Source organism: Nitrosomonas supralitoralis, from assembly GCF_003011925.2.
Taxonomy (GTDB): Bacteria; Pseudomonadota; Gammaproteobacteria; order Burkholderiales; family Nitrosomonadaceae; genus Nitrosomonas; species Nitrosomonas supralitoralis.
The window spans coordinates 91,607-110,873 of record NZ_PXXU01000005.1 but is presented as its reverse complement, the minus strand read 5'-3'; the positions used below and the strand labels follow the sequence as shown (position 1 = coordinate 110,873).

At 43.7% G+C, this 19,267-nt stretch carries 20 protein-coding genes and 1 pseudogene; 9 read left to right on the top strand and 12 right to left on the bottom strand.

All coding sequences use genetic code 11. The features are described 5' to 3' along the window. Positions 1–112: 112 nt before the first annotated feature. From C7H79_RS02835 to C7H79_RS02800, 8 genes and pseudogenes are all read right to left on the bottom strand, one after another. A pseudogene (locus C7H79_RS02835) lies at positions 113–436 on the bottom strand (Na+/H+ antiporter subunit G); the annotation flags it as partial. Positions 437–439: 3 nt separating this feature from the next. Beyond that, positions 440–709 (bottom strand): K+/H+ antiporter subunit F, encoded by a 270-nt coding sequence (locus tag C7H79_RS02830; RefSeq protein WP_106705781.1) that lies wholly within the window; start codon positions 707–709, stop codon positions 440–442. Continuing rightward, a complete protein-coding gene (locus tag C7H79_RS02825) occupies positions 703–1,203 on the bottom strand; it encodes a Na+/H+ antiporter subunit E (RefSeq protein ID WP_106705780.1) in 501 nt (166 codons plus the stop codon). Before C7H79_RS02825 ends, C7H79_RS02830 begins: the two co-directional genes overlap by 7 nt. Next, positions 1,200–2,738, bottom strand: coding sequence for a monovalent cation/H+ antiporter subunit D (locus tag C7H79_RS02820; protein WP_106705779.1), 1,539 nt, complete (start codon positions 2,736–2,738; stop codon positions 1,200–1,202). Before C7H79_RS02820 ends, C7H79_RS02825 begins: the two co-directional genes overlap by 4 nt. Beyond that, on the bottom strand, positions 2,735–3,064 hold the full coding sequence (locus tag C7H79_RS02815; RefSeq protein WP_106705778.1) for a Na+/H+ antiporter subunit C: 330 nt from the start codon (positions 3,062–3,064) through the stop codon (positions 2,735–2,737). The genes C7H79_RS02820 and C7H79_RS02815 overlap by 4 nt, the downstream gene beginning before the upstream one ends. After that, positions 3,064–5,868 (bottom strand): monovalent cation/H+ antiporter subunit A, encoded by a 2,805-nt coding sequence (locus tag C7H79_RS02810; RefSeq protein WP_106705777.1) that lies wholly within the window; start codon positions 5,866–5,868, stop codon positions 3,064–3,066. Before C7H79_RS02810 ends, C7H79_RS02815 begins: the two co-directional genes overlap by 1 nt. A gap of 295 nt (positions 5,869–6,163) precedes the next feature. After that, positions 6,164–6,391, bottom strand: a complete 228-nt coding sequence (locus C7H79_RS02805) for a DUF1499 domain-containing protein (RefSeq protein ID WP_172592332.1) — start codon at positions 6,389–6,391, stop codon at positions 6,164–6,166. Between the two features lie 28 nt (positions 6,392–6,419). Next, on the bottom strand, positions 6,420–6,920 hold the full coding sequence (locus C7H79_RS02800; protein WP_106705775.1) for a hypothetical protein: 501 nt from the start codon (positions 6,918–6,920) through the stop codon (positions 6,420–6,422). Positions 6,921–7,126: 206 nt separating this feature from the next. Between C7H79_RS02800 and C7H79_RS02795 the strand changes: the two genes are divergently transcribed. Next, positions 7,127–8,848 carry a sensor domain-containing diguanylate cyclase gene (locus C7H79_RS02795; protein WP_106705774.1) on the top strand — a complete coding sequence of 574 codons (1,722 nt, stop codon included), beginning with the start codon at positions 7,127–7,129 and terminating at the stop codon, positions 8,846–8,848. A 60-nt stretch (positions 8,849–8,908) separates the two neighbouring features. Here the strand turns inward: C7H79_RS02795 and C7H79_RS02790 are convergent, their stop codons facing one another. Further along, a complete protein-coding gene (locus C7H79_RS02790; protein WP_106705773.1) occupies positions 8,909–9,124 on the bottom strand; it encodes a hypothetical protein in 216 nt (71 codons plus the stop codon). Positions 9,125–10,148: 1,024 nt separating this feature from the next. Further along, positions 10,149–10,313 (bottom strand): hypothetical protein, encoded by a 165-nt coding sequence (locus C7H79_RS17835; protein ID WP_172592331.1) that lies wholly within the window; start codon positions 10,311–10,313, stop codon positions 10,149–10,151. A 23-nt stretch (positions 10,314–10,336) separates the two neighbouring features. Here C7H79_RS17835 and C7H79_RS02785 point away from each other — a divergent pair, with 23 nt between their 5' ends. Next, entirely contained in the window at positions 10,337–11,560 is a 1,224-nt protein-coding gene (locus tag C7H79_RS02785; RefSeq protein WP_197714583.1) for a tyrosine-type recombinase/integrase, read from the top strand. Here the strand turns inward: C7H79_RS02785 and C7H79_RS02780 are convergent. Together C7H79_RS02780 and C7H79_RS02775 are read right to left on the bottom strand one after the other, a co-directional pair. Continuing rightward, positions 11,540–11,824, bottom strand: coding sequence for a hypothetical protein (locus C7H79_RS02780; RefSeq protein WP_106705772.1), 285 nt, complete (start codon positions 11,822–11,824; stop codon positions 11,540–11,542). The genes C7H79_RS02785 and C7H79_RS02780 overlap by 21 nt on opposite strands. A 314-nt stretch (positions 11,825–12,138) precedes the next feature. Beyond that, positions 12,139–12,606, bottom strand: coding sequence for an antA/AntB antirepressor family protein (locus C7H79_RS02775; RefSeq protein ID WP_106705771.1), 468 nt, complete (start codon positions 12,604–12,606; stop codon positions 12,139–12,141). Between the two features lie 238 nt (positions 12,607–12,844). Here C7H79_RS02775 and C7H79_RS02770 point away from each other — a divergent pair, with 238 nt between their 5' ends. The 7 genes from C7H79_RS02770 (at position 12,845) to C7H79_RS02740 (ending at position 18,913) form a co-directional block, all read left to right on the top strand. After that, entirely contained in the window at positions 12,845–13,444 is a 600-nt protein-coding gene (locus C7H79_RS02770; protein ID WP_106705770.1) for a hypothetical protein, read from the top strand. Between the two features lie 81 nt (positions 13,445–13,525). Beyond that, positions 13,526–13,828 carry a helix-turn-helix transcriptional regulator gene (locus C7H79_RS02765; protein ID WP_197714582.1) on the top strand — a complete coding sequence of 101 codons (303 nt, stop codon included), beginning with the start codon at positions 13,526–13,528 and terminating at the stop codon, positions 13,826–13,828. Further along, complete coding sequence (locus tag C7H79_RS02760; RefSeq protein WP_106705769.1) at positions 13,825–14,187, top strand: hypothetical protein; 363 nt, start codon at positions 13,825–13,827, stop codon at positions 14,185–14,187. Before C7H79_RS02765 ends, C7H79_RS02760 begins: the two co-directional genes overlap by 4 nt. Beyond that, positions 14,184–14,468, top strand: a complete 285-nt coding sequence (locus C7H79_RS02755; protein WP_106705768.1) for a hypothetical protein — start codon at positions 14,184–14,186, stop codon at positions 14,466–14,468. The genes C7H79_RS02760 and C7H79_RS02755 overlap by 4 nt, the downstream gene beginning before the upstream one ends. Positions 14,469–14,471: 3 nt before the next feature. Continuing rightward, positions 14,472–15,380, top strand: a complete 909-nt coding sequence (locus C7H79_RS02750) for a hypothetical protein (protein ID WP_106705767.1) — start codon at positions 14,472–14,474, stop codon at positions 15,378–15,380. Beyond that, positions 15,361–18,279, top strand: coding sequence for a DUF927 domain-containing protein (locus tag C7H79_RS02745; RefSeq protein ID WP_172592330.1), 2,919 nt, complete (start codon positions 15,361–15,363; stop codon positions 18,277–18,279). Before C7H79_RS02750 ends, C7H79_RS02745 begins: the two co-directional genes overlap by 20 nt. Next, positions 18,272–18,913, top strand: coding sequence for a hypothetical protein (locus C7H79_RS02740; protein ID WP_106705765.1), 642 nt, complete (start codon positions 18,272–18,274; stop codon positions 18,911–18,913). The genes C7H79_RS02745 and C7H79_RS02740 overlap by 8 nt, the downstream gene beginning before the upstream one ends. The last annotated feature ends 354 nt before the right edge of the window (positions 18,914–19,267 follow it).

Sequence of the window (19,267 nt, the reverse complement as noted above, 5' to 3'; positions counted from 1 at the left end):
CTTTTTTACAAAAAGTTCAAGGCTGAACCGATTTTTTGGGTGCATGAGTATTCGATGAGGAAGGATTGTCTTCCAATATTTGAGTTCCGATTGTACCATTGCTTGCTCCTTCTTTTTCTTTTATTGATTTGATCGGCATTTTTGCAAAAGAACGCAAATTTAAATGCAACGCTGCCTTAGCGAGCAAATGTGCGCTTACCGGAGCTGTGATAAAAAGAAACAGCGTAATCAATATTTCGTGCAAGCTGATGCCGGCATCACGGCTGCTGAAAAATATCGCCGATGCAATCAGCAAGCTGCCAACTCCCAAGGTCGTAGCTTTAGTCGGTCCGTGCAAACGCATATAAAAATCCTTTAGTCGCAAGAGACCCAGAGAGCCGATGAAAGTTAAGGCAGCGCCAGTCAGAATCAAAAAAGACAAAAAATATTCCAGCATAATTTACTCGATAATATCGCCGCGCAAAAGATATTTGCACAGTGCAACAGTGCCAATAAAGCCCATCAAAGCGATCAGCAATGCCGCTTCGAAGAATAGCGCACTACCCAGATGAATACCTAGCAGCATCAGTAATGCAATGGAATTTATATATAAAGTATCCAGCGCCAGAATCCGATCCGGCATGCTGGGGCCACGAAGTAAGCGCCAGAAGCTCATCGCGACTGCCGCTGCCACTAAACCAAGTGCAATAGTAATTACGGAATCTAACATTGTTCAAAAATCTCCTGCAATGGACGTTCGTAACGATCCTTAATCGCCGCAATCAGTGCATTCGGATCCGTTTCGTTTAGAGCATGAACCAATAAATATCGGCGATCATCAGACAATCGCGCCGACACTGTTCCAGGTGTCAATGTGATACTGTTAGCTAATAAACTGATGGCCAGATCAGATGTCAAAATTATGGGTAGTTCAATAAAAACCGGTTTAAGCCGATCTGGATCGCCAAGAATCAAACGGGCTACCGTAAAATTGGCCAATATGATGTCTAGCAGTAACATTCCAATATATCGCAGCAAGGCAAACGGTCTGTGAATATTCACTGCCTCTGGCCAGAAGCGCAGAGTGAGCAATGGTATCACCCAGCCCAGAAATAAGCCGAGAAAAATCTGCCCGGGTGTTATGCTGTTTACCAATAATAACCATAAAACTGTTAGCGTGGGAGATAGAACCGGATGAGGCAGTAGGCGGGTTATAATTTTCATTTTCCAGTACCTAACACAGATTGAATATAGTTATCAGGTTGCAGCAATTGATTTGCCGTAGCCTGTGCAAAATCAGTAATTGCACCCGCCCAAACCATTAAAGCCAAGCAAAGCGTAAGCAAAAATGCTGCGACCGCCAAACCACTTATGCCTGGCGTTATACTGGGATGAACGTGAAGATTCGTTGTTGGAGCATGAGCTGCCTGAGGAGCTTGTGCTCGATAAAACAGCAAGCTGCCGCTACGCGCCAGCGCAATGATGGTAAATAAGCTGGTTATTAATACAATAGCCATGACCCATGGCATAGCCGGATGCGGCAGCGCCGCTTGCAGGATTAGAAATTTTCCGACGAAACCAGATAATGGTGGCAACCCAGCCATCAGAACCGCCACAATAAAAAAGAGGGTGCCCATTATTCGTTGGTGCACCATGATCAGACCTGGTTCAAGTCGATCACTTATTTCGCCACGGCGATTAACAATGTTATCTGCGAGTAGAAAAAATGCTGCAGCGGCAAAGGTGGAATGTGGCAGGTAATACAATCCAGCGGCTATTCCGGCACTTGTATTGATGCCAAAAGCGATGAACAGTGTACCAACGGATGCAACCACCAGATAGGCCACCTGTTGTCGCAAATGTGTGCTTGCCAACACACCCAGCACACCTGCAATCAGTGTTGTCAAAGCCAGCGGTAACAACCAAGGTTCGATCAAATCAGCAATCGGACCTGCCTGCTCACCAAAGATCAAGGTATAAATACGTAAAATACAGTATGCACCAACCTTGGTCATAATGGCAAATAAGGCTGCTACCGGAGCAGTTGTATGTGCATAAGCCGCAGGCAGCCATAAATAAAGTGGCAACAGCGCGGCTTTAAGGGCAAATACTGCAAACAGCAGTAAGCCAGCCGTACGAATGAGCGCAATATCTTCGGGAGGAGTGTTGGCAACTCTACCGGCCAGATCAGCCATATTCAATGTGCCCAGAAGCCCGTATAGTGTGCCCACGGCAAACAGAAACAAGGTAGAACCGACAAGGTTGATGATGACAAAATGTAATCCAGCCATCGTGCGTAACCGTCCGCCGCCATGCAGCAATAAACCATAAGAAGCGAGCAGCAGAATTTCAAAGAATACAAATAAGTTAAACAAGTCTCCGGTCAGAAACGCACCATTTAAGCCAAATAATTGTAATTGAAATAAAACATGAAAATGCGGACCGGCAGTGTCTGTACCGCGTACTGCATAAACAAGCGCGCCCCACGACACCAGTGCAGTAATTATCAGCATCCAGGCCGTCAACCGATCAGCGACCAAAACAATGCCAAATGGTGGCGACCAATTGCCTAGCGCATAAACCAGGATCTCGCCGCTGTTAACAATACTGAGTAGCCATCCCGCCAACAAAACCAATACGCTCACGGAAGTAATGCTCAGAATGCGAAGCATTTGCAGACTTTGTTTCTGCAGCAATAATAACAATGCGCCCATCAACAACGGCCATATCACCGGGAGAATAACTATATGGTTTATCATGATTTATGTTTTCCATCCACATGATCATTTCCCATTTCCAAGTGTGCCTTGAGAGACAATACAATGACAAAAGCAGTCATGGCAAAACTGATCACAATAGCTGTGAGTACAAGCGCCTGCGGTAAAGGGTCTGCATATTCCGCAACATCCTCAACAATAATGGGTGGTTTGCCAATAGTGAGTCGTCCCATCACCAGAAGAAATAGATTGACTGCGTAAGACAAAAAGGTCAAGCCCAGCACGACTGGAAAAGTACGGCTGCGTAAAGTAAGGTAAACGCCACAACCTGTAAGCGTCCCAATTAGTATCGCTACCAGCGCTTCCATTATCGAGTTCTCTTTCTAACGTTTGTCAAATGACTTTCTTTATGCACCAGACCAAGATAAATAAGTATCAGCAGCGTGGTGCCGACGACAACCAGATAAACACCCAGATCAAAAATCATGGCGGAGGCTAACTCAAACTCTCCAATTAATGGCCAATGCAAATGACTAAATGTAGATGTCAGAAATGGATGGTCAAAAAACCAACTGGCAAGTCCGGTCAGCGTAGCGATGAAAATTCCAGCGCCAATCACGTTATGCATATTTACCGACAGTCTGATATGCGTCCAGGTGACACCATTAGCCAGATATTGCATGATTAGTGCTACTGCGGTTATCAACCCTGCGATAAAACCACCGCCAGGTAGATTATGTCCACGCAGCAAAATATATACAGAGACCAGTAAAGCGAGCGGCAATAACAAGCGCACAAATGACGCCATGATAACTGGGTGTATGTCATGATCCCAAGTGAGTCCCTGGCTATCCTCTTCAGATCCGGATAATTTCAATTGATGCAGCATCGCATATATACCCAGTCCGGCTAACGCCAGCACGGTAATTTCTCCGAGTGTGTCATAACCCCTGAAATCGACAAGAATAACATTCACTACATTGGCCCCCCCGCCACCCGGCACACTATTAGTCAAAAAATAATCTGCAATACTTTGATAAGGACGGGTTAATATGGCCCAAACTAATAAGCTCACTCCTAAGCCTGCCGCGGTGGCGATCAAGGCATCCCGACTACGTAAATAATTTCCGGATTCTGGCGGTGAAAACTGCGGTAAAAAATACAAGGCTAACAACATCAGAACAATCGTGACCACCTCGACGGATAATTGTGTCAAAGCAAGATCTGGCGCAGAAAACTTAATAAAAACAAGAGATACACCCAAACCAACTGCCCCCATTAAAACTAGCGATACTAGGCGTTGTCGGTGAAGAATTACGGTTCCTAAGGCAGCAACAACGAGAATCAGAGTAACAAGTATACTGATACCATCCATAGGCAATAATATACGCTCACCGGTTAAAGCGGATGTATTATTGTTGAAACCTGCCAAACCAAGTGTCAGAATAAAAAGCATAAAGATAAACAGCATCTGTTGTAACGAATTTGCATTTAGCAAATAAGTTGCTTGCCCGGAGATTTTGAAAAGCTGATTAAGCAGCAAATTATAAAGTAATTTGAATTCCAATCGGTCGCCGATCTTTTCATACTGTGCGAACAATGGACGGCGGACCAGATAAATCAGAATTCCTCCTGATAAGGCAATAATACTCATCCATAATGCCGGATTAAAACCATGCCAGATAGCCAAATCATGATCTGGAACAGGCCCCTGCAGAACACCAGCAGCGGCCACTGCAAGAATGGGCTCCACAGTCAATGCCGGCAGCATGCCAACCAGCAGGCATAAAGCTACCAGAATTTCCACTGGAACTTTCATCCATCGAGGAGGCTCATGCGGTGTTCTGGGCAAATCAACCGGCTCACCATTAAAGAAAACCGTATGGATAAAACGTAATGAGTAAGCAACGGCAAAAATACCCGCCAGAGTTGCTGCGGCAGGCATAAACCAACCCCATGGCTGGTTGGTATGGTGCAACGTTTCGGCAAAAAACATTTCCTTGGACAAGAAGCCGTTAAATAAAGGCACACCAGCCATAGAAGCGGCAGCTATCATGGCCAGCATTGCCGTATGTGGCATAAATTTCCATAGTCCTCGCAGACGACGCATATCACGCGTGCCTGCTTCGTGATCGATAATGCCCGCAGCCATAAATAAGGATGCCTTGAAAATCGCGTGATTAATAATATGAAAAACACCAGCAACTGCCGCAAGCGGCGTGCCAATGCCAAATAATAAAGTAATTAAACCCAAATGACTGATTGTCGAATATGCAAGCAATCCTTTTAGATCGTGCTTAAACATAGCAATGAAAGCGGCAACAAGCAATGTGGTGAGCCCTGTCATACAGACCAGCCAAAACCACTCTGGAGTACCCGACAAGGCAGGGAATAGGCGCGCAAGCAAGAATACACCGGCTTTTACCATAGTTGCAGAATGCAAATAAGCGGATACTGGTGTGGGAGCCGCCATGGCATTGGGCAGCCAAAAGTGAAATGGAAATTGAGCCGATTTGGTGAAAGCACCGAGCAAAACTAGAATCAGCGTCGGCAAATATAATTCATGAGTACGTATACTGTCTCCAGATGCCAGAATCACTGATAAATCATAGCTGCCACAAATCTCACCCAATAACAGAAAGCCACCAAGAAGAGCGAGTCCGCCGCCACCAGTAACAGCTAAAGCCATGCGCGCACCACTCCGGGATTCCTTCCGATGTTGCCAATAACTGATGAGCAAGAACGACGATAGGCTGGTCAGCTCCCAGAAAATCAACAGTTGAATAATGTTTTCTGATAATACGATCCCCAGCATGGACCCCATGAACATCAGTAAGTAAGCAAAAAAACGCCCCATATCGTCTCGTTCAGATAAGTAATATCTTGCGTAGAGAATAATGAGCAGGCCAATGCCTAAGATCATCAGCGAAAATAGCAGGCCCAATCCATCGAGACGGAAGGCAATGTCCAGGCCGAGCGTAGATATCCAACTGAAGCGCTGAATTACAATTTGTCCTGAGAAAACATCAGTGATCATGGGATATAAAAAGACCAGTGCGAGTAACGTCACGACACCAGCACCCCAGGCAGCATGCAATCTGCCTAGGCGGGATATCAATGCAACAAAAATTGCGCCGACAAAAGGTATAAGGGCGACAAAATATAAATTCATAACAATTTGATTAGTGTTGGATGTTTTTACTCAATCGATATAGCTTATTTGAATATCAATTACTTACATATGATTCTGTAGAAATAATATGCTTCTTTCGCATACAGTCATCCTATGGAATTTCTTGGAGTTTTGCCACAAATTTGCCCCATTGATGAAATGGAATCGATTCGGCTAAAAGATAATGCTGGCAATTAACAGATTCAAAATCAAAATGATTTGCAAAATGATACCATCAGTATACTTAAGGGTTGCCTATTTGATTATTCATTCCGTAGTTTTGAGATTACCGACATCATTGTTTCAATTCAGACAGGAAAAGCCTTATACGCGCAGCATTGACTCCCCAATCCCCCTTTCCAACTCTAGAAGCGGAACGCATGTCCACACGCGATTTCTTGCCTTCCGCTCGTATTCGAATCACGACATCATCCTTGAAGCCCATTATTGCTGTGGTATCGGTAGCTTCAATCCGGCCATTAGCAGCAGAAACAGCCAAAACTTCCCAACCTCGCTTTTTCACCAATGCAACCACCTGCTCAAAAACCTGGTCAAAATGGACGATCCAGAATGATTGAATTCAGATTGGGATACCCCTCTTTCTGAAGATTAGCCAGATTTTCCGGTGTGAAGCGATCTAGCGGATTATGTTCACCTGTGCGTAGCGCTTTTACAGCCAGAAATTCAGGAGGATCAACCAAATCGGTCGTAATGTCATGAATCTGTGGCGCACCTGCACCCGTTAGCACGGTCATGAGTACCGGCATGATCACGAATAAAGCCAAAGTTGAACCGGATAACGTTTCAGTGATAACTGAATGCTTTGCTTTGATAGCACGCAAAGTTCCGATTAACCCTAGAACTATGGCAGCTAACGTTATTAGCACGCTCAACGCAAGTAGCAATACAACCAATTTGAAATCCAGCAGCACAGAACGTTGACCTACTACCGATAATACCGCGATCAATGCAGCCGATCCAGAAAATTTTAGACTCCAGGAAGTAAAATTAAAAGTCTGGTTCTTAATGCTTTTTGTTTTGGTTGTTTTCATGATATGAAAAATAATCAATAATGATTACACTTTATTCTCGCTTCACAGGGAAACGGTATAATTTTTAATCAACATTTATTTATTTATGCAAGCTACACGAATGCCTGTTTAAGAAATTTAAGATAACACGAGTTTAATCCGTTCAAAACTACTGCTACTGCTACTGCTACTGCCCTTAATCTTTAACTATCGCGAACAAGTCGTTCATGAAAAACATAATCGTATTGCTAGCGCTAGTGCCCGTATGCTTATTCTGGAACTTACTGGCAAGCGCACAAGGCATTGATGTTTCCGGAAAATATGAAGAACCGATTGGACAACAAATTCATATTTATCGGAGTGAAAACAATCACTTAAGTTTTAGAAGCGCATATGAAGCATTTAAGTATGGCCATTTTTCGCAATCCAGTAATTCCGTACTTAATTTTGGCATCGGGGCAAAACCCGTATGGCTCGCATTTTACGTCAGAAATAATACGCATAATTATGTGTCTCGAAAATTGCTGTTTGAAACCCCCTGGTTGGATACAATTGACGTTTATTTTCTCCAAAAAGACCGATTAGTCAACAGCTATCATCTCGGTGACAGTTTGTTATTTTCGCAACGACCTATTAATCATCGATTTTTTGTAAATAAACATGATTTTGGTGTCGGTGACACTGTTGTGTTGATCCGAGTTGAATCTGCAGACGCGATGGTTATACCCATTTATTTCCTTACTAGTGAAGAAATAGCCGACAGAAATACGTTGCAAGCTTATAGCTACGGATTAATTTATGGCGTGTGCTTGGCTTTGGTAGCCTACAACTTCATGCTATATATCGGTTTACGAGCCAATCCCTACCTTTTTTACTCCCTTTATCTCTTATTATTTGTGATATTGAATGTAGCTTATACAGGTCACGGCTATCAATGGCTATGGCCCGAGTCTCCAATGTGGCAGCAATGGGCAAGTCCGATACTGATCATGGCTTGTACATTGAGTGGTTTTGCATTTACGCTACAATTCCTAAATATAAAAGTAACTTGGCCTCGCATTTATCAATGGGTTGTATCTAGTTGTTTCGGCTTTAGCGCATTGGCACTGATTACAATCATTGCTGGTAAATTTATAGCGACTCTACTCATCTCAATTGTTTTTATTTTCTATTTCTTTATCCTTGCCGTTATATTAGGCGTTATTTCTCTGCGAGCCGGTAACAAGTTTGCCAAATACTTTTTGCTGGCATCGATTTTTACGATATTTGGCGGCACCATCACAGCTAATGCTATATGGGGTTTTATTCCTTTCAATTGGCTCACTTATCGGGCTTCAGATATCGGCATGATGGCGGATGCCATTTTTCTGGCACTTGCGCTTGCCGAACGGTTTAATATCAACCAAGACGAGAAACTGGCTGCCGAGAAGATGGCTAATATTGATTTACTAACCAACTTAAATAATCGTCGCGCATTTTATAAATTTGTGCAACCACTTTGGGCCATGAGCTTACGCAGCAGAAGCAGTACTTCTGTCATTATACTCGATATCGATGATTTCAAATTACTGAACGACAATTATGGCCACCCCATGGGGGATCGCGTTCTCGTCAAGTTAGCAGAAATAATACAGAAAGAAGCACGCAGTGGAGATGTGCTGGCGCGCTGGGGAGGAGAAGAGTTTCTCGTTTTCCTGCCGGAGACACGATTGGTGGATGCAGTAACCATCGCAAACAGAATGCGCAAAAGAATTATGTCTATTCAGATCAATATTGATAAAGCCGAGAAACTCTCATTTACTGCAAGCTTTGGCGTTGCAACCACTCACGATATCGACGTATCGCTGGATGAATTAATCGCCCGAGCAGATCGACGATTGTATCAGGCCAAGAAACAAGGGCGTAACTGCGTCTATCCAGATCCATACGACCAGAAACCATACCAATAATAAAAGCATCCTACCATCAATATGCCAAACTTTAGTACTTGCAACCAATATTTTTCTTCGTCACTCGAAGTATTGGTCAAATCCCAAAGATTTCATTGCGATTTCAGATTCTTCTGCAACGTCGAAATCATCCTCACCAATCTCTAATTCATCGATAAGCTTAACGATACGACTGTCCGGAATCATGCCATCAGCCAGCGCTTCCTCGTCATCGAAATCCATGGTCATTGGATCTATGTCATCGTTATTATCAGACGAAAATTTATGATTCATCATGGTAAGCCTCCTTGCAACGTTATTGGGTACGCTCCCAGTAAAACATAACGACATATGATTTAAATTCCAGATTAGAAATAGTTTCTCCTGATATTTTGAAAGCATAAAAAAACTTTTATAACTTTACTTGTTTGCATAACTAGTGTTAAGCAGTGTTAAGCACGTTTTTAATCAACTGTTGCAACAAAAACTAATCGGATTAAAAAAACAAGAATTAGCTCATGAATTTGGAACTGAAGCTCTCCGACTTCCTGTATCCCATAAACAGAAGTTGGACAAAATAATCCGCATGCTAGTTGCCTTCAAGAGATTATTCGGTGCATCTATATGCTAAAGCACAAGGAATGCAATTGAATAATCTCTATTCATATTCCCAAACTTTTGCGACATTCTGGAGTTTCAGTGCAAACTACCCGGCTATACAAGCTTACAAACGATTATGGCGACCACATTCACCGATGAACCGAAGTGCTCAGTGCTGCCAAGATTAAGACCCTAGGCAGCGAGGACTCGGCACTAGGAAACAAAAAGTGAAATCAATGAGGAAGATATGCAATAATTAACTTTATATTTTTGGTTAACTGCAGGATATTTCCACAGCAGTCGTATCAATTTATTGGCGGCCGTCGCCGCATAGAGTCTGAAACTACGGTTTCAACAATTCTTCGTATTCTATTTGTCTTTGGTAAGGTGTAGATTTATTGAGTTTTTGATGAAATTTAGTCATTGAGAGATAAATTTTTCAGACAATTATCATTTCTATGCTCCACGAGATAATTGCCGGAAATTACTTCTGGATCAACGACTAATCAGTTGACGACAAAATTTTTGCTTTGAGAGGTAGCGATGTTCTAATGACAATGCGGGCGATGATGCACTAACAATAATACCAATTCTTAAATAGAATTTACCGGCTGATTCGCTTTGATAGCAAGGACTTTTTTCCTGTAGCGCTATGTGTATGCAGTAGAATTGAGATACATAAAATGATTTATTATAGTAATACTGAAAACTTAGTGGTAATTTATGGTGCCAGAAGAAACCCCGAACCGATCTCCGCCAGTATCCGCAGCAATCCAAAAAGCCCTTTCTGTAACTCAGTAAATAAGCCATTGCAAAAAATAGTTGTCCGTAGCAATCCAAAATAATCCTTGCTCAGCCGGAAATATTTGGGCATAGTTTTGGGCATAGGAATTTCTTGAGACCCGAACCATGCCTAAAAAAATAATGAATCTTACTGATGTGCAAATCCGGGCAGCAAAGCCAGGTGAAACCAAATATGACGGCAAAGGTTTGGAGCTTATTGTCGATGCTAATGGCAATAAAAGGTGGGCACTACGCTACAGGCGACCTGATGGAAGGCGCAATATGATTGGACTTGGTTCTTATCCTGATGTGTCTGCAAGTATTGCACGCATACAAGCCGAAGAAATTCAACAAAGACTAAGACAAGGGATTGACCCTGTTGAGCATAAAAAATCAGAAAAACAAAAGCAAGAAACCGCTATACGTGGCACATTCAAAGCTATAGCTGAAGAGTGGTACGCCCATAAAGCCAAAGGGTGGGCAAAGGAAACAGCCAGAAAAGCACGCGGAATAATGGATGATTCTCTATTTCCAAGACTTGCGAAGAAATCAATTACAGACATTTCTTCCGCTGATGTAAAGCTGGTGCTGATTGAAATTCATGAGCGCGCGCCCAGACTGGCAGTAAAAGCACGGCAGTATTGCAATCAAATCATAGGATATGCAATACAAGAAGGATTGCGGGAGGATGGCCGGGAATTATCTCTGAAAGGTGCTTTGCCCAAATCAATCAAAGGTCACTATGCTGCTGTCACCAAACCTAATGACTTGCCCGCTTTGATAAAAGCGATTGATGGCATAAACTCAATTCATTCAAAAGTGGCCTTACTGGTTTGCTTGTACACTGCTACCCGCCCAGGTGTTGTGGCTGGTATGCGATGGGATGAATTAAATTTAGAAAATAGGGAATGGCACATACCAGCCCGCAGAATGAAGATGGGCAATGACCACATCACGCCCCTGCCTGGTCAATTGATTTCAATGCTGAGCGAATTGCAAAAATTATCCCATGAATCCCCTTTTGTATTCCCAGGCTTCCGCGATCCTATCAACCAGCATATGCACCGTGACAGCTTGAGCAAGGTACTAAGGGAAAATGGAATGCGTGGAAAAACTGTTACGCATGGTTTCCGTGCCACACTAAGAACCATTGCAAGGGAAAGATTACGAATTGATCCTGATGTATTGGAGGCTCAGATTGCGCATGCAAAGAAGGGTGAAGTGCAGGCTGCATATGATAGGACACAATTTCTTGATGAACGTCACAAATTGATTCAGCAATGGGCTGATTATATCGATGCTTTGAAAACCAGTGAAATTGTCGTGCCGTTATTCAAAAATGCAATTTAAATCTTGCAGCATCATTTCCGCGATTATTCTTACCCCCTTATTTTTTAGTGGGGCGAGTGGGGCGAGTGGGGCGGAATCTTTGAAACCGTTATGGTTACTAGCTTCTAGCCGCCCCACTTTTTCAGACTTGACACTCAAGGCAGTGGGGCGCGCCCCACTTAAGGGCGGAATTAATGTAACTTGGGTGCCAATGTGTGCCCCACTTTTTGGAATTGTGTGACCTAATTGAGGCGAAAATGCTGCGCGAAAGTTTCCTGTTGCCACCTTACCGGCACGGGTGAAAATGATTAATTTTTAATCAGACGATCACATAAATAATTATTCATTGCGCTATTTTGCAATCAAAATAATTATGTGAATTACTGCCTAAGATTCAATAATGCACCTGAAACACGCATGAATATTGAATCTCCCACTTTTCGAGAGATTTTTTTTCAATTTCCGATAACGTACGTTATGTTAAATTCATCATTAGCAACGTTTTACCACTTTTTGATAAAGTTGCGTTAATATTTAGCATCGATTCCCCACTTTTAATTAAAGTTGCTTTAACGTTTATTTATTGCTATTCTCAGATTTCATTTATCTCGCGCATGCGCAAGGAAAATTATGACTCCGGAAGAATTCAGAAATGGTTTAACCAGGCTTAATTGGAAGCAATCAGATTTTGCAATGGAGGCAGGCTTAAGCCCGGTAAGTGTCAGCAATTGGTTGACCGGTGTTGCCCCCCTGCCCGTTTGGGCGCAGCGACACCTTGAGTTATTGCTTACGCTCCATGACTTAGCGGCCAAACTATTGGAACCACCCACGAAAAAGGCAAGAATCGCACGCCGTGAAGCTGCTTTACCTGTGGATAGAAATGCTTGAACATTACGCTCGACCCTGGACAGCTCTTTGGCCATATCAAGGCTAATCGCGTACTCAACACTCCCTTGCTGCCCGTGGGACTCGTATCCCATTGATTCTAGGGCTACATTATTTTTAGCATTAGCAATTCCCCCAATCTCCCCGCCATTATGTGTTTCATAAAATATATTGTTACTCACAAAGTTACTCACATTTTGCGAAAGTGCCCCCTGTTTTTTTCAGTGAGTGATTAGTATTTAGTCAGACAAAATCAGACTTCAAATCGATAAATACTATTCAGGAAATTGCGAGTTGAAAAACTGGGTTTTAGGTTAGAATAATTTCAATCACTCCATAGCCCGGCCAGGCGAAAAGCGGAAACCTTCACCGCCTTGGGGTGACCTATCTTGAAGGGTGCACTTTGAAGGGGTGTTATATATGTTTGATGGTGATGATTATATTAGAGAGATAATCAGAGGGATAATTGATCCTGAATTGCCAGAACATGTAAAAGAATTTTTGGAGCCCGGAAAACTGGCCAGAAGGCTTGAGGCTGAATCCCTTCCTGATAGCATGGTGCACATTTTAGAAGCAGTATGTCCAATCTCAAATAAATCAAGAATTCATTTAAATAATTTATTTGCACCAATTCCAGAATCCTCTGATTCAAGTATTAATCTTCGATACAAAAAACAAATTATTGTTCTAGAAAGAGAAATATCAATTATTGAAAAAAATTATCAGACTGATAAGCCTTTCATTCAATTTGCAAAGAATGTTATAGCCAAAAATACTAAGCGAATTGAGACCTTGCAAGAGTCATGTACAAAGTACTCTGAAAAAATAAAGGCAGAATGGGAGAAAGAGGCCGATAGAATCAAGCAGAAAAATCCTGCAAATAGATCAGCTTCGTTATTAGCTCGAATAATTAGCAAGAATCTTGGTTATCCTGATAGTGCCTGCGAGTCCATTAGGAAGCATTTGTTGTCCAGAGGGTTTAAAGCCCACGAAAAGAGAAAAATAAGCCCGCATAAATAAATAGGTAAGCTTCTCGAAATACCTATTACAAATCATTACATTCCTTGACATGCAATTTTGCATGCATACAGAGGGAATGTTATGAAAATCAACAGCAAAAAATCCATCCAGGAATCATTGAGCATGGATGTCAATCAATCACCAGCAGACGTTCAGAGAATTGGAAGAATAGTAGAGCCAGAAAGGTTATTGCCGATTTCCAAAGTGAAGGATCAAGTGGGATTTGGTACTAGTTATCTCTACGAATTAATTAAACAGCGTAAATTTCCAGAACCTTTAAAAATTGGCAATGCCAGCCGGTGGCGTGAATCTCAGGTTCAAGAATGGATTCACAATCAGATTGAAGGCAACTCATCCGGCAAGCATGCAGAGGTGCGGACATGAGCAATCAGCTATCCCCTTCAGACCTGATGCCTAAAACAAGCGGCGCAATGGAATCTATCTTTGATAGAGCGATCCGCATCATTGATAGTAGATTCGGTGAAGGATACTCAAAAGCTAATCCTGATCTTATTACCGTGACCATGAATTCATTCTGTCAGGATGGGAAAACCGCCACGACCATTTCAGAACGTATAAATACAAGGTGTTCTTGTGGAATCAATTATCTTGTTCCAGTTATGGTGCGGGATACGTTGCAAGACTGGATTATGGATCACCCTGGGCACTCAAGAAAAGAACATGTTTTCATGATTGACACACTTAAATGGCTTGCAGATAGGGCTAAAGGTGGGCGTGAATGATGTTTCCATTGACAAATACAATCCTCTGGCTTTATGCTTCGTTCGTCAATGCAAAATCATTGGCCAGGTTTGGAAGCCTGTTACGAAAGCGGATACCGCCGCTGAGCGGTTTTTTTGTATCCGGTATTTATTTTATTTGCCCTTTGTTTTTTTATGGGTGGATATTTTGGGGAGCCTTCGGGCTCGCTGGTACTTTCGTCCAGTCTTCCAACCTGACTTATTCACCCGCCCCGTGTCGTGCACGGGTGGCGGTTTCTCGAACCGTGAACAAAGGAGCATAAGCCATGGCCTCAGTTAATCAATCTACTGCATCAGACACCAATCATTCAGCAGTCATACCACAAGACGAATACCCAAAAATCATTTGGAAATTAAGAAGCATAGAAAGCACTTTTAGTTTTTTGCATGACAGTCTGTTAAGTCTGCAACAAGCTGATGAGTACGAGCTCATGTCAAGCGCTGACAGCTTGGGGTTTATGGATGTTTTGTCGCAATCTTTTGGAGATTTGTATTTAATTATTGATCAATTAGAGATAGCCAATGACGGCAAGATTCAAGAAATTGCCGAGAATCTAAAAGTGCATGCGGATCATGCCGGGTTCATATCGTGTCATTTTCAGCCAAGGGTAGAGGTGAGCGGCGAGCACGTTTGTGAACTCGATCATAGACCCCTTTTCGAGCACGATCTAAAAAGTGTTTTGTTACTGTTTAATGAGATTTGCTGCAATGGATTGCCTGTTTGGATTACATCACTGGAAGAAATTTTTGCAAGGAAAATAGCAGGTAATTGTCACATTGTTTCCCAAGCCAGTAATTACGAAAGCGTATTAACAGCACGCATCAAGGCCATTCAGCCTAAATTTCAAGCACTCTATGACAAGTATATCTTCCCAAATGGGAGCCAGCTTCTGATTGATCCTGAAAAATTAAAGATCGAAACCGAAGCACTTCGCAAAGAGATCTGGGAATTGCAGAATCATATGCCAATAGATTCTGAAGAAGGCATGAATTGTAGGATGGCAATTGATCAATTGGATCTCTTGATAAGGCTAATTGATTCAAACTTTGAGTTTAGAAAATCAGATTTAACTGCGTTGTCCATGATAGTGAGTCAGGCTGGCAATGATTTTAGCAGGGCTCTTGAGGGGCTTACACCTGCTGATGGAGGTGATCTTGTCGATACCGTTCATTAAAAAAATTGCATCCGCTGCACTGGGTAGCATTGACAGTGTATTAAGTCAGTGGCTGCCCGGTGGCAAGCGTGAAGGTGATGAATATTTGCCGCTGAACCCTAAAAGATCGGACAGTAAGCCGGGTTCATTTTCAATTAATCTTCATACCGGCAAATGGTCAGACTTTGCAACCGATGACAAAGGGCTTGACCTGGTCAGCCTGGTTGCTTATCTGGAAGGTGAAACCCAATTGAAAGCAGCCAAGCGACTGGGTGCATTTCTTGGGATTGAATCGGAACCAGCCAACCCGCAAAAACCAGCCCGGAGCGATTCAAAACAATCCGGTAACAGTAAACCATCAGCCGAACAAAAAGAATTAAATGGCGGTAAGAATCCGGGCGGCGATGATGACGGCTGGCAATGTGTTATGCCGATACCGGATAAAGCACCTAGGCCGCCGGTTGCACATCCTAAGCATGGGAAGCCGTCAAAGCGGTATCCCTATCATGATAAAGATGGCCGCATTAATTTTTATCATGACCGGTTTGATAAGCCGAAGGGTGAGAAAAAGCAATTCTCACCGCTGACACTTTGGGAGAAAAACAGCAAGCTGGAATGGCGGTTCAAGGCTCCGGGTGGCTTGCGTCCGCTCTATGGGCTGCCTTCCTTGCAGCAATTTCCTGATGCTGATTGCTGGTTTGTTGAAGGTGAAAAGGCAGAGGAAGCCCTGCAAAAGCTGCTACCTGATCACCCTATTCTGTGCTGGCAAGGCGGAAGCCAGGCTGTTGACAAATCGGATTACACCCCGCTTGCCGGTCGTGATTGTGCGATCTTTCCTGATAACGATCTGGCCGGTAAAAAAGCCGCCAATGATTTGGTGAAGCAGTTAAAGGCTGCGGGTGCTCGTTCGGTTCGGATGTTGGATATTGATCATTTAGCATTTAATCCGGAATGGATCGGTGAAGGCTCAAATCGCAAGCCAGACTTGGTAAAACCACCATTGGTGGATGAACAGATCAAGGATGGCGGCTCTAGCCGCATGCCAGACTTGGTAAAAGGTGAGCCACTGGCCATTGGTGACGATGCCGCTGATTTGGTTGCGCGTGGCTGGCAAGCGGAGCATTTCACCCTGTTGCTGAAGCGTGAAGATATCTTGATTTCACCTGGCTCCAAAGAAACAAAGCCAGGCAATAAGCCAGATGAACAGCAATCCGAAACCGTGCAGCGTGGCTTTGAATTGTTCGATGATGGTTTGTATTTTCTGGAACCAACCAAAGACGGATTACGCCGCCGTAAAGTCAGCGCACGGCTTGAAGTGCTGGCACTGGCGCGTGATGCTGATTCAAGGGAATGGGGAACACTGGTTCGTTTTTCTGATCCTGATAATAAAGTCAAGCAGTTGGTTATCCCTGCCCGTTCATTTAATGGTGAGGGTTTGGAAGCTTCAGGGCGCTTGTTATCAGAAGGTTTGACCATAGCACCCAAAGCCCGGCAATTAGTCATTGAATATCTGCAAACACAAACCCCCGAGAAGCGAGCGCGTACCACTAACCGCTCCGGCTGGCATGGTGTCAACGATGATTTGGTTTTTGTGTTGCAGGATGGTTCCATTGGTCAATCCGATGATGAATGGCTATTCAGTGATAATCGCCCTGACTCCAATTTATTCCGACAACGTGGAACGCTGAAGCAATGGCGGGAGCATGTAGCGGCCTTGTGTGTGGGTAATAGCCGCTTAACCTTTGCAGTTTCGATTGCATTTGCAGAACCATTGCTGCATTTGATTGAAATGGAATCGGGCGGCTTTCATTACCGGAGCAGAAGTTCAGACGGCAAGACAACGGCCTTATTTATGGCTGGCAGCGTATGCGGTTCGCCTGAGTATTTACAACGGTGGCGTTCAACGGATAACGGGCTGGAAAGTACTGCACTTTCACACTGCGATGCAATTCTGACCTTGGATGAAATAAAGCAGATGGAAGCCAGAATTGTGGGTGAATCGGCTTATATGCTGGCCAATGGTTCGGCCAAGGTAAGAGCAAACCAGAACGGGGGCTCACGTACTACGGCTAAATGGCGGTTGCTGTTCTTGTCTTCTGGCGAATTAAGTTTAAGCCAGCATATGGCCGAAGCGGGAAAGAAAGCGCCAGCCGGTGCCGAATTGCGTATGGCCGATATTCCCGCTGATGCCGGGTGTGGCATGGGTTGCTTTGAGAATCTGCACGGTTTTGAAGATGGTGACAAATTCGCCATTGCCTTGGGGTTGGCAGTGAAGAAATACTACGGTACCGCCTTCCCTGCTTTCATTGAACAGGTGTTGAAGAATCGTGAATCCTTACGTGGATCATTGGCTGATGCACGGCTGAGGTTTGAGAAATCAACCCTCACCAATGCGGCCAGTGGACAAGCGCGGCGAGTAGCTGCGCGGTTTGCCCTTGCCGGTGCTGCGGGTGAATTGGCTACTGATTGGGGTATTACCGGATGGCGACCAGGTGAATCGATGCAAGCCGCCATCACCTGCTTTAAAGCATGGCTTCAGGCTTTTGGTGGGGAAGGCAGCCGAGAAGATCGAGCGATGGTTGAACAAGTGCGCTACTTTCTTGAATCGCATGGTGAAGCCAGGTTTACCGATATTGAACGCACAGTGGTTGATGATAACCATACGCCCCGAACGATGAATAAAGCCGGATTCCGTGTAAAAAATGCTGAGGGTAATCTTGAGTACTACTGTTACCCCGAAGTTTTCAAAGCGGAAATATGCAAAGGATTCGATTCAAAAGCAGTTGCACGATTGCTGATTAACTTGGGTTATATGAAGGGCGATGGCAAGCATTTGCAGCCAAAAAAGGATTTGCCAGGCGAGGGCAGAAAGCGTGTTTTTCATGTGTTGCCTACGATTTGGGGCGATGAAAATGATTAATTGGGATGTTCTGATTGGGGCAGAGAATAGCATTGAAGGTGGCAGAAGTTGCCCCGAAAGTGGGGCGCGCCCCACTGCCTTGAGTGTCGAGTATGAAAAAGTGGGGCGGCCAGAAGCTAATAACCATAACGGTTTCAAAGATTCCGCCCCACTCGCCCCACTCGCCCCACTAAAAAATAAGGGGGTAGGACTAGAACGGGAAAATAATCCGCACGTTGAAGGCGTGGCTTCAGATAATTTTCGCGACGCAAAAACGCACTCAATTAATCCTATTGCAATCTGCATGCTGCTAACCTGTTGTAATAAAGTCACAGCCAGTAGTGAAGAAATTCTGGAACAAATGATGAAGCTTCAAACCATGACGCAATCAGAACAAATCAGATCATGGGCGATGACTTGCCAAAAGTACGGGATTGATCCATACAGGATTATTTATCCATTCACCGAATCACCCAACAAAGGCACAAGCTGCCAAGGGTGCAAGCACATAAGCATGCAAAAAATACTTACCGACAAACGCCCGGTATTCAGATTTGTTTGCGGCCAGAACCATCATATGCTTGAAGCTTTATATGTTGGCGAACGTGTGCTGGTAGCACCTGAATCATGTAATGATTACCAGCCCACGGCATGACCGGGGGCGGGTTAAAAGTCTACAGCTATTAGCTTCCAGACCGTTCGCTGCCATTCGTTTGCAAAAAATCGTATTTAAAGGTGGGGGGGTCAATATTAACGTATGCATTATCAATAACTTGCTATTGAGTGAGTAAATTAATTCGGTTTTTATTTGAGAATCCTGAATATCCGTGTCTTTACCTGTTGCCAGTTCATACCGGGGGCATGTCAAAAGTCTGTGTCTTATCATCCATAGACCGTTCGCCTAATCAGATTTTTATGTGCGGGAGTTTTGGAGGGGGGTATTGAATTAATCTTGTATTTAGGTACTCACATCAGAGATGAGATGTGATATAAATTAAATGTAAGGTTG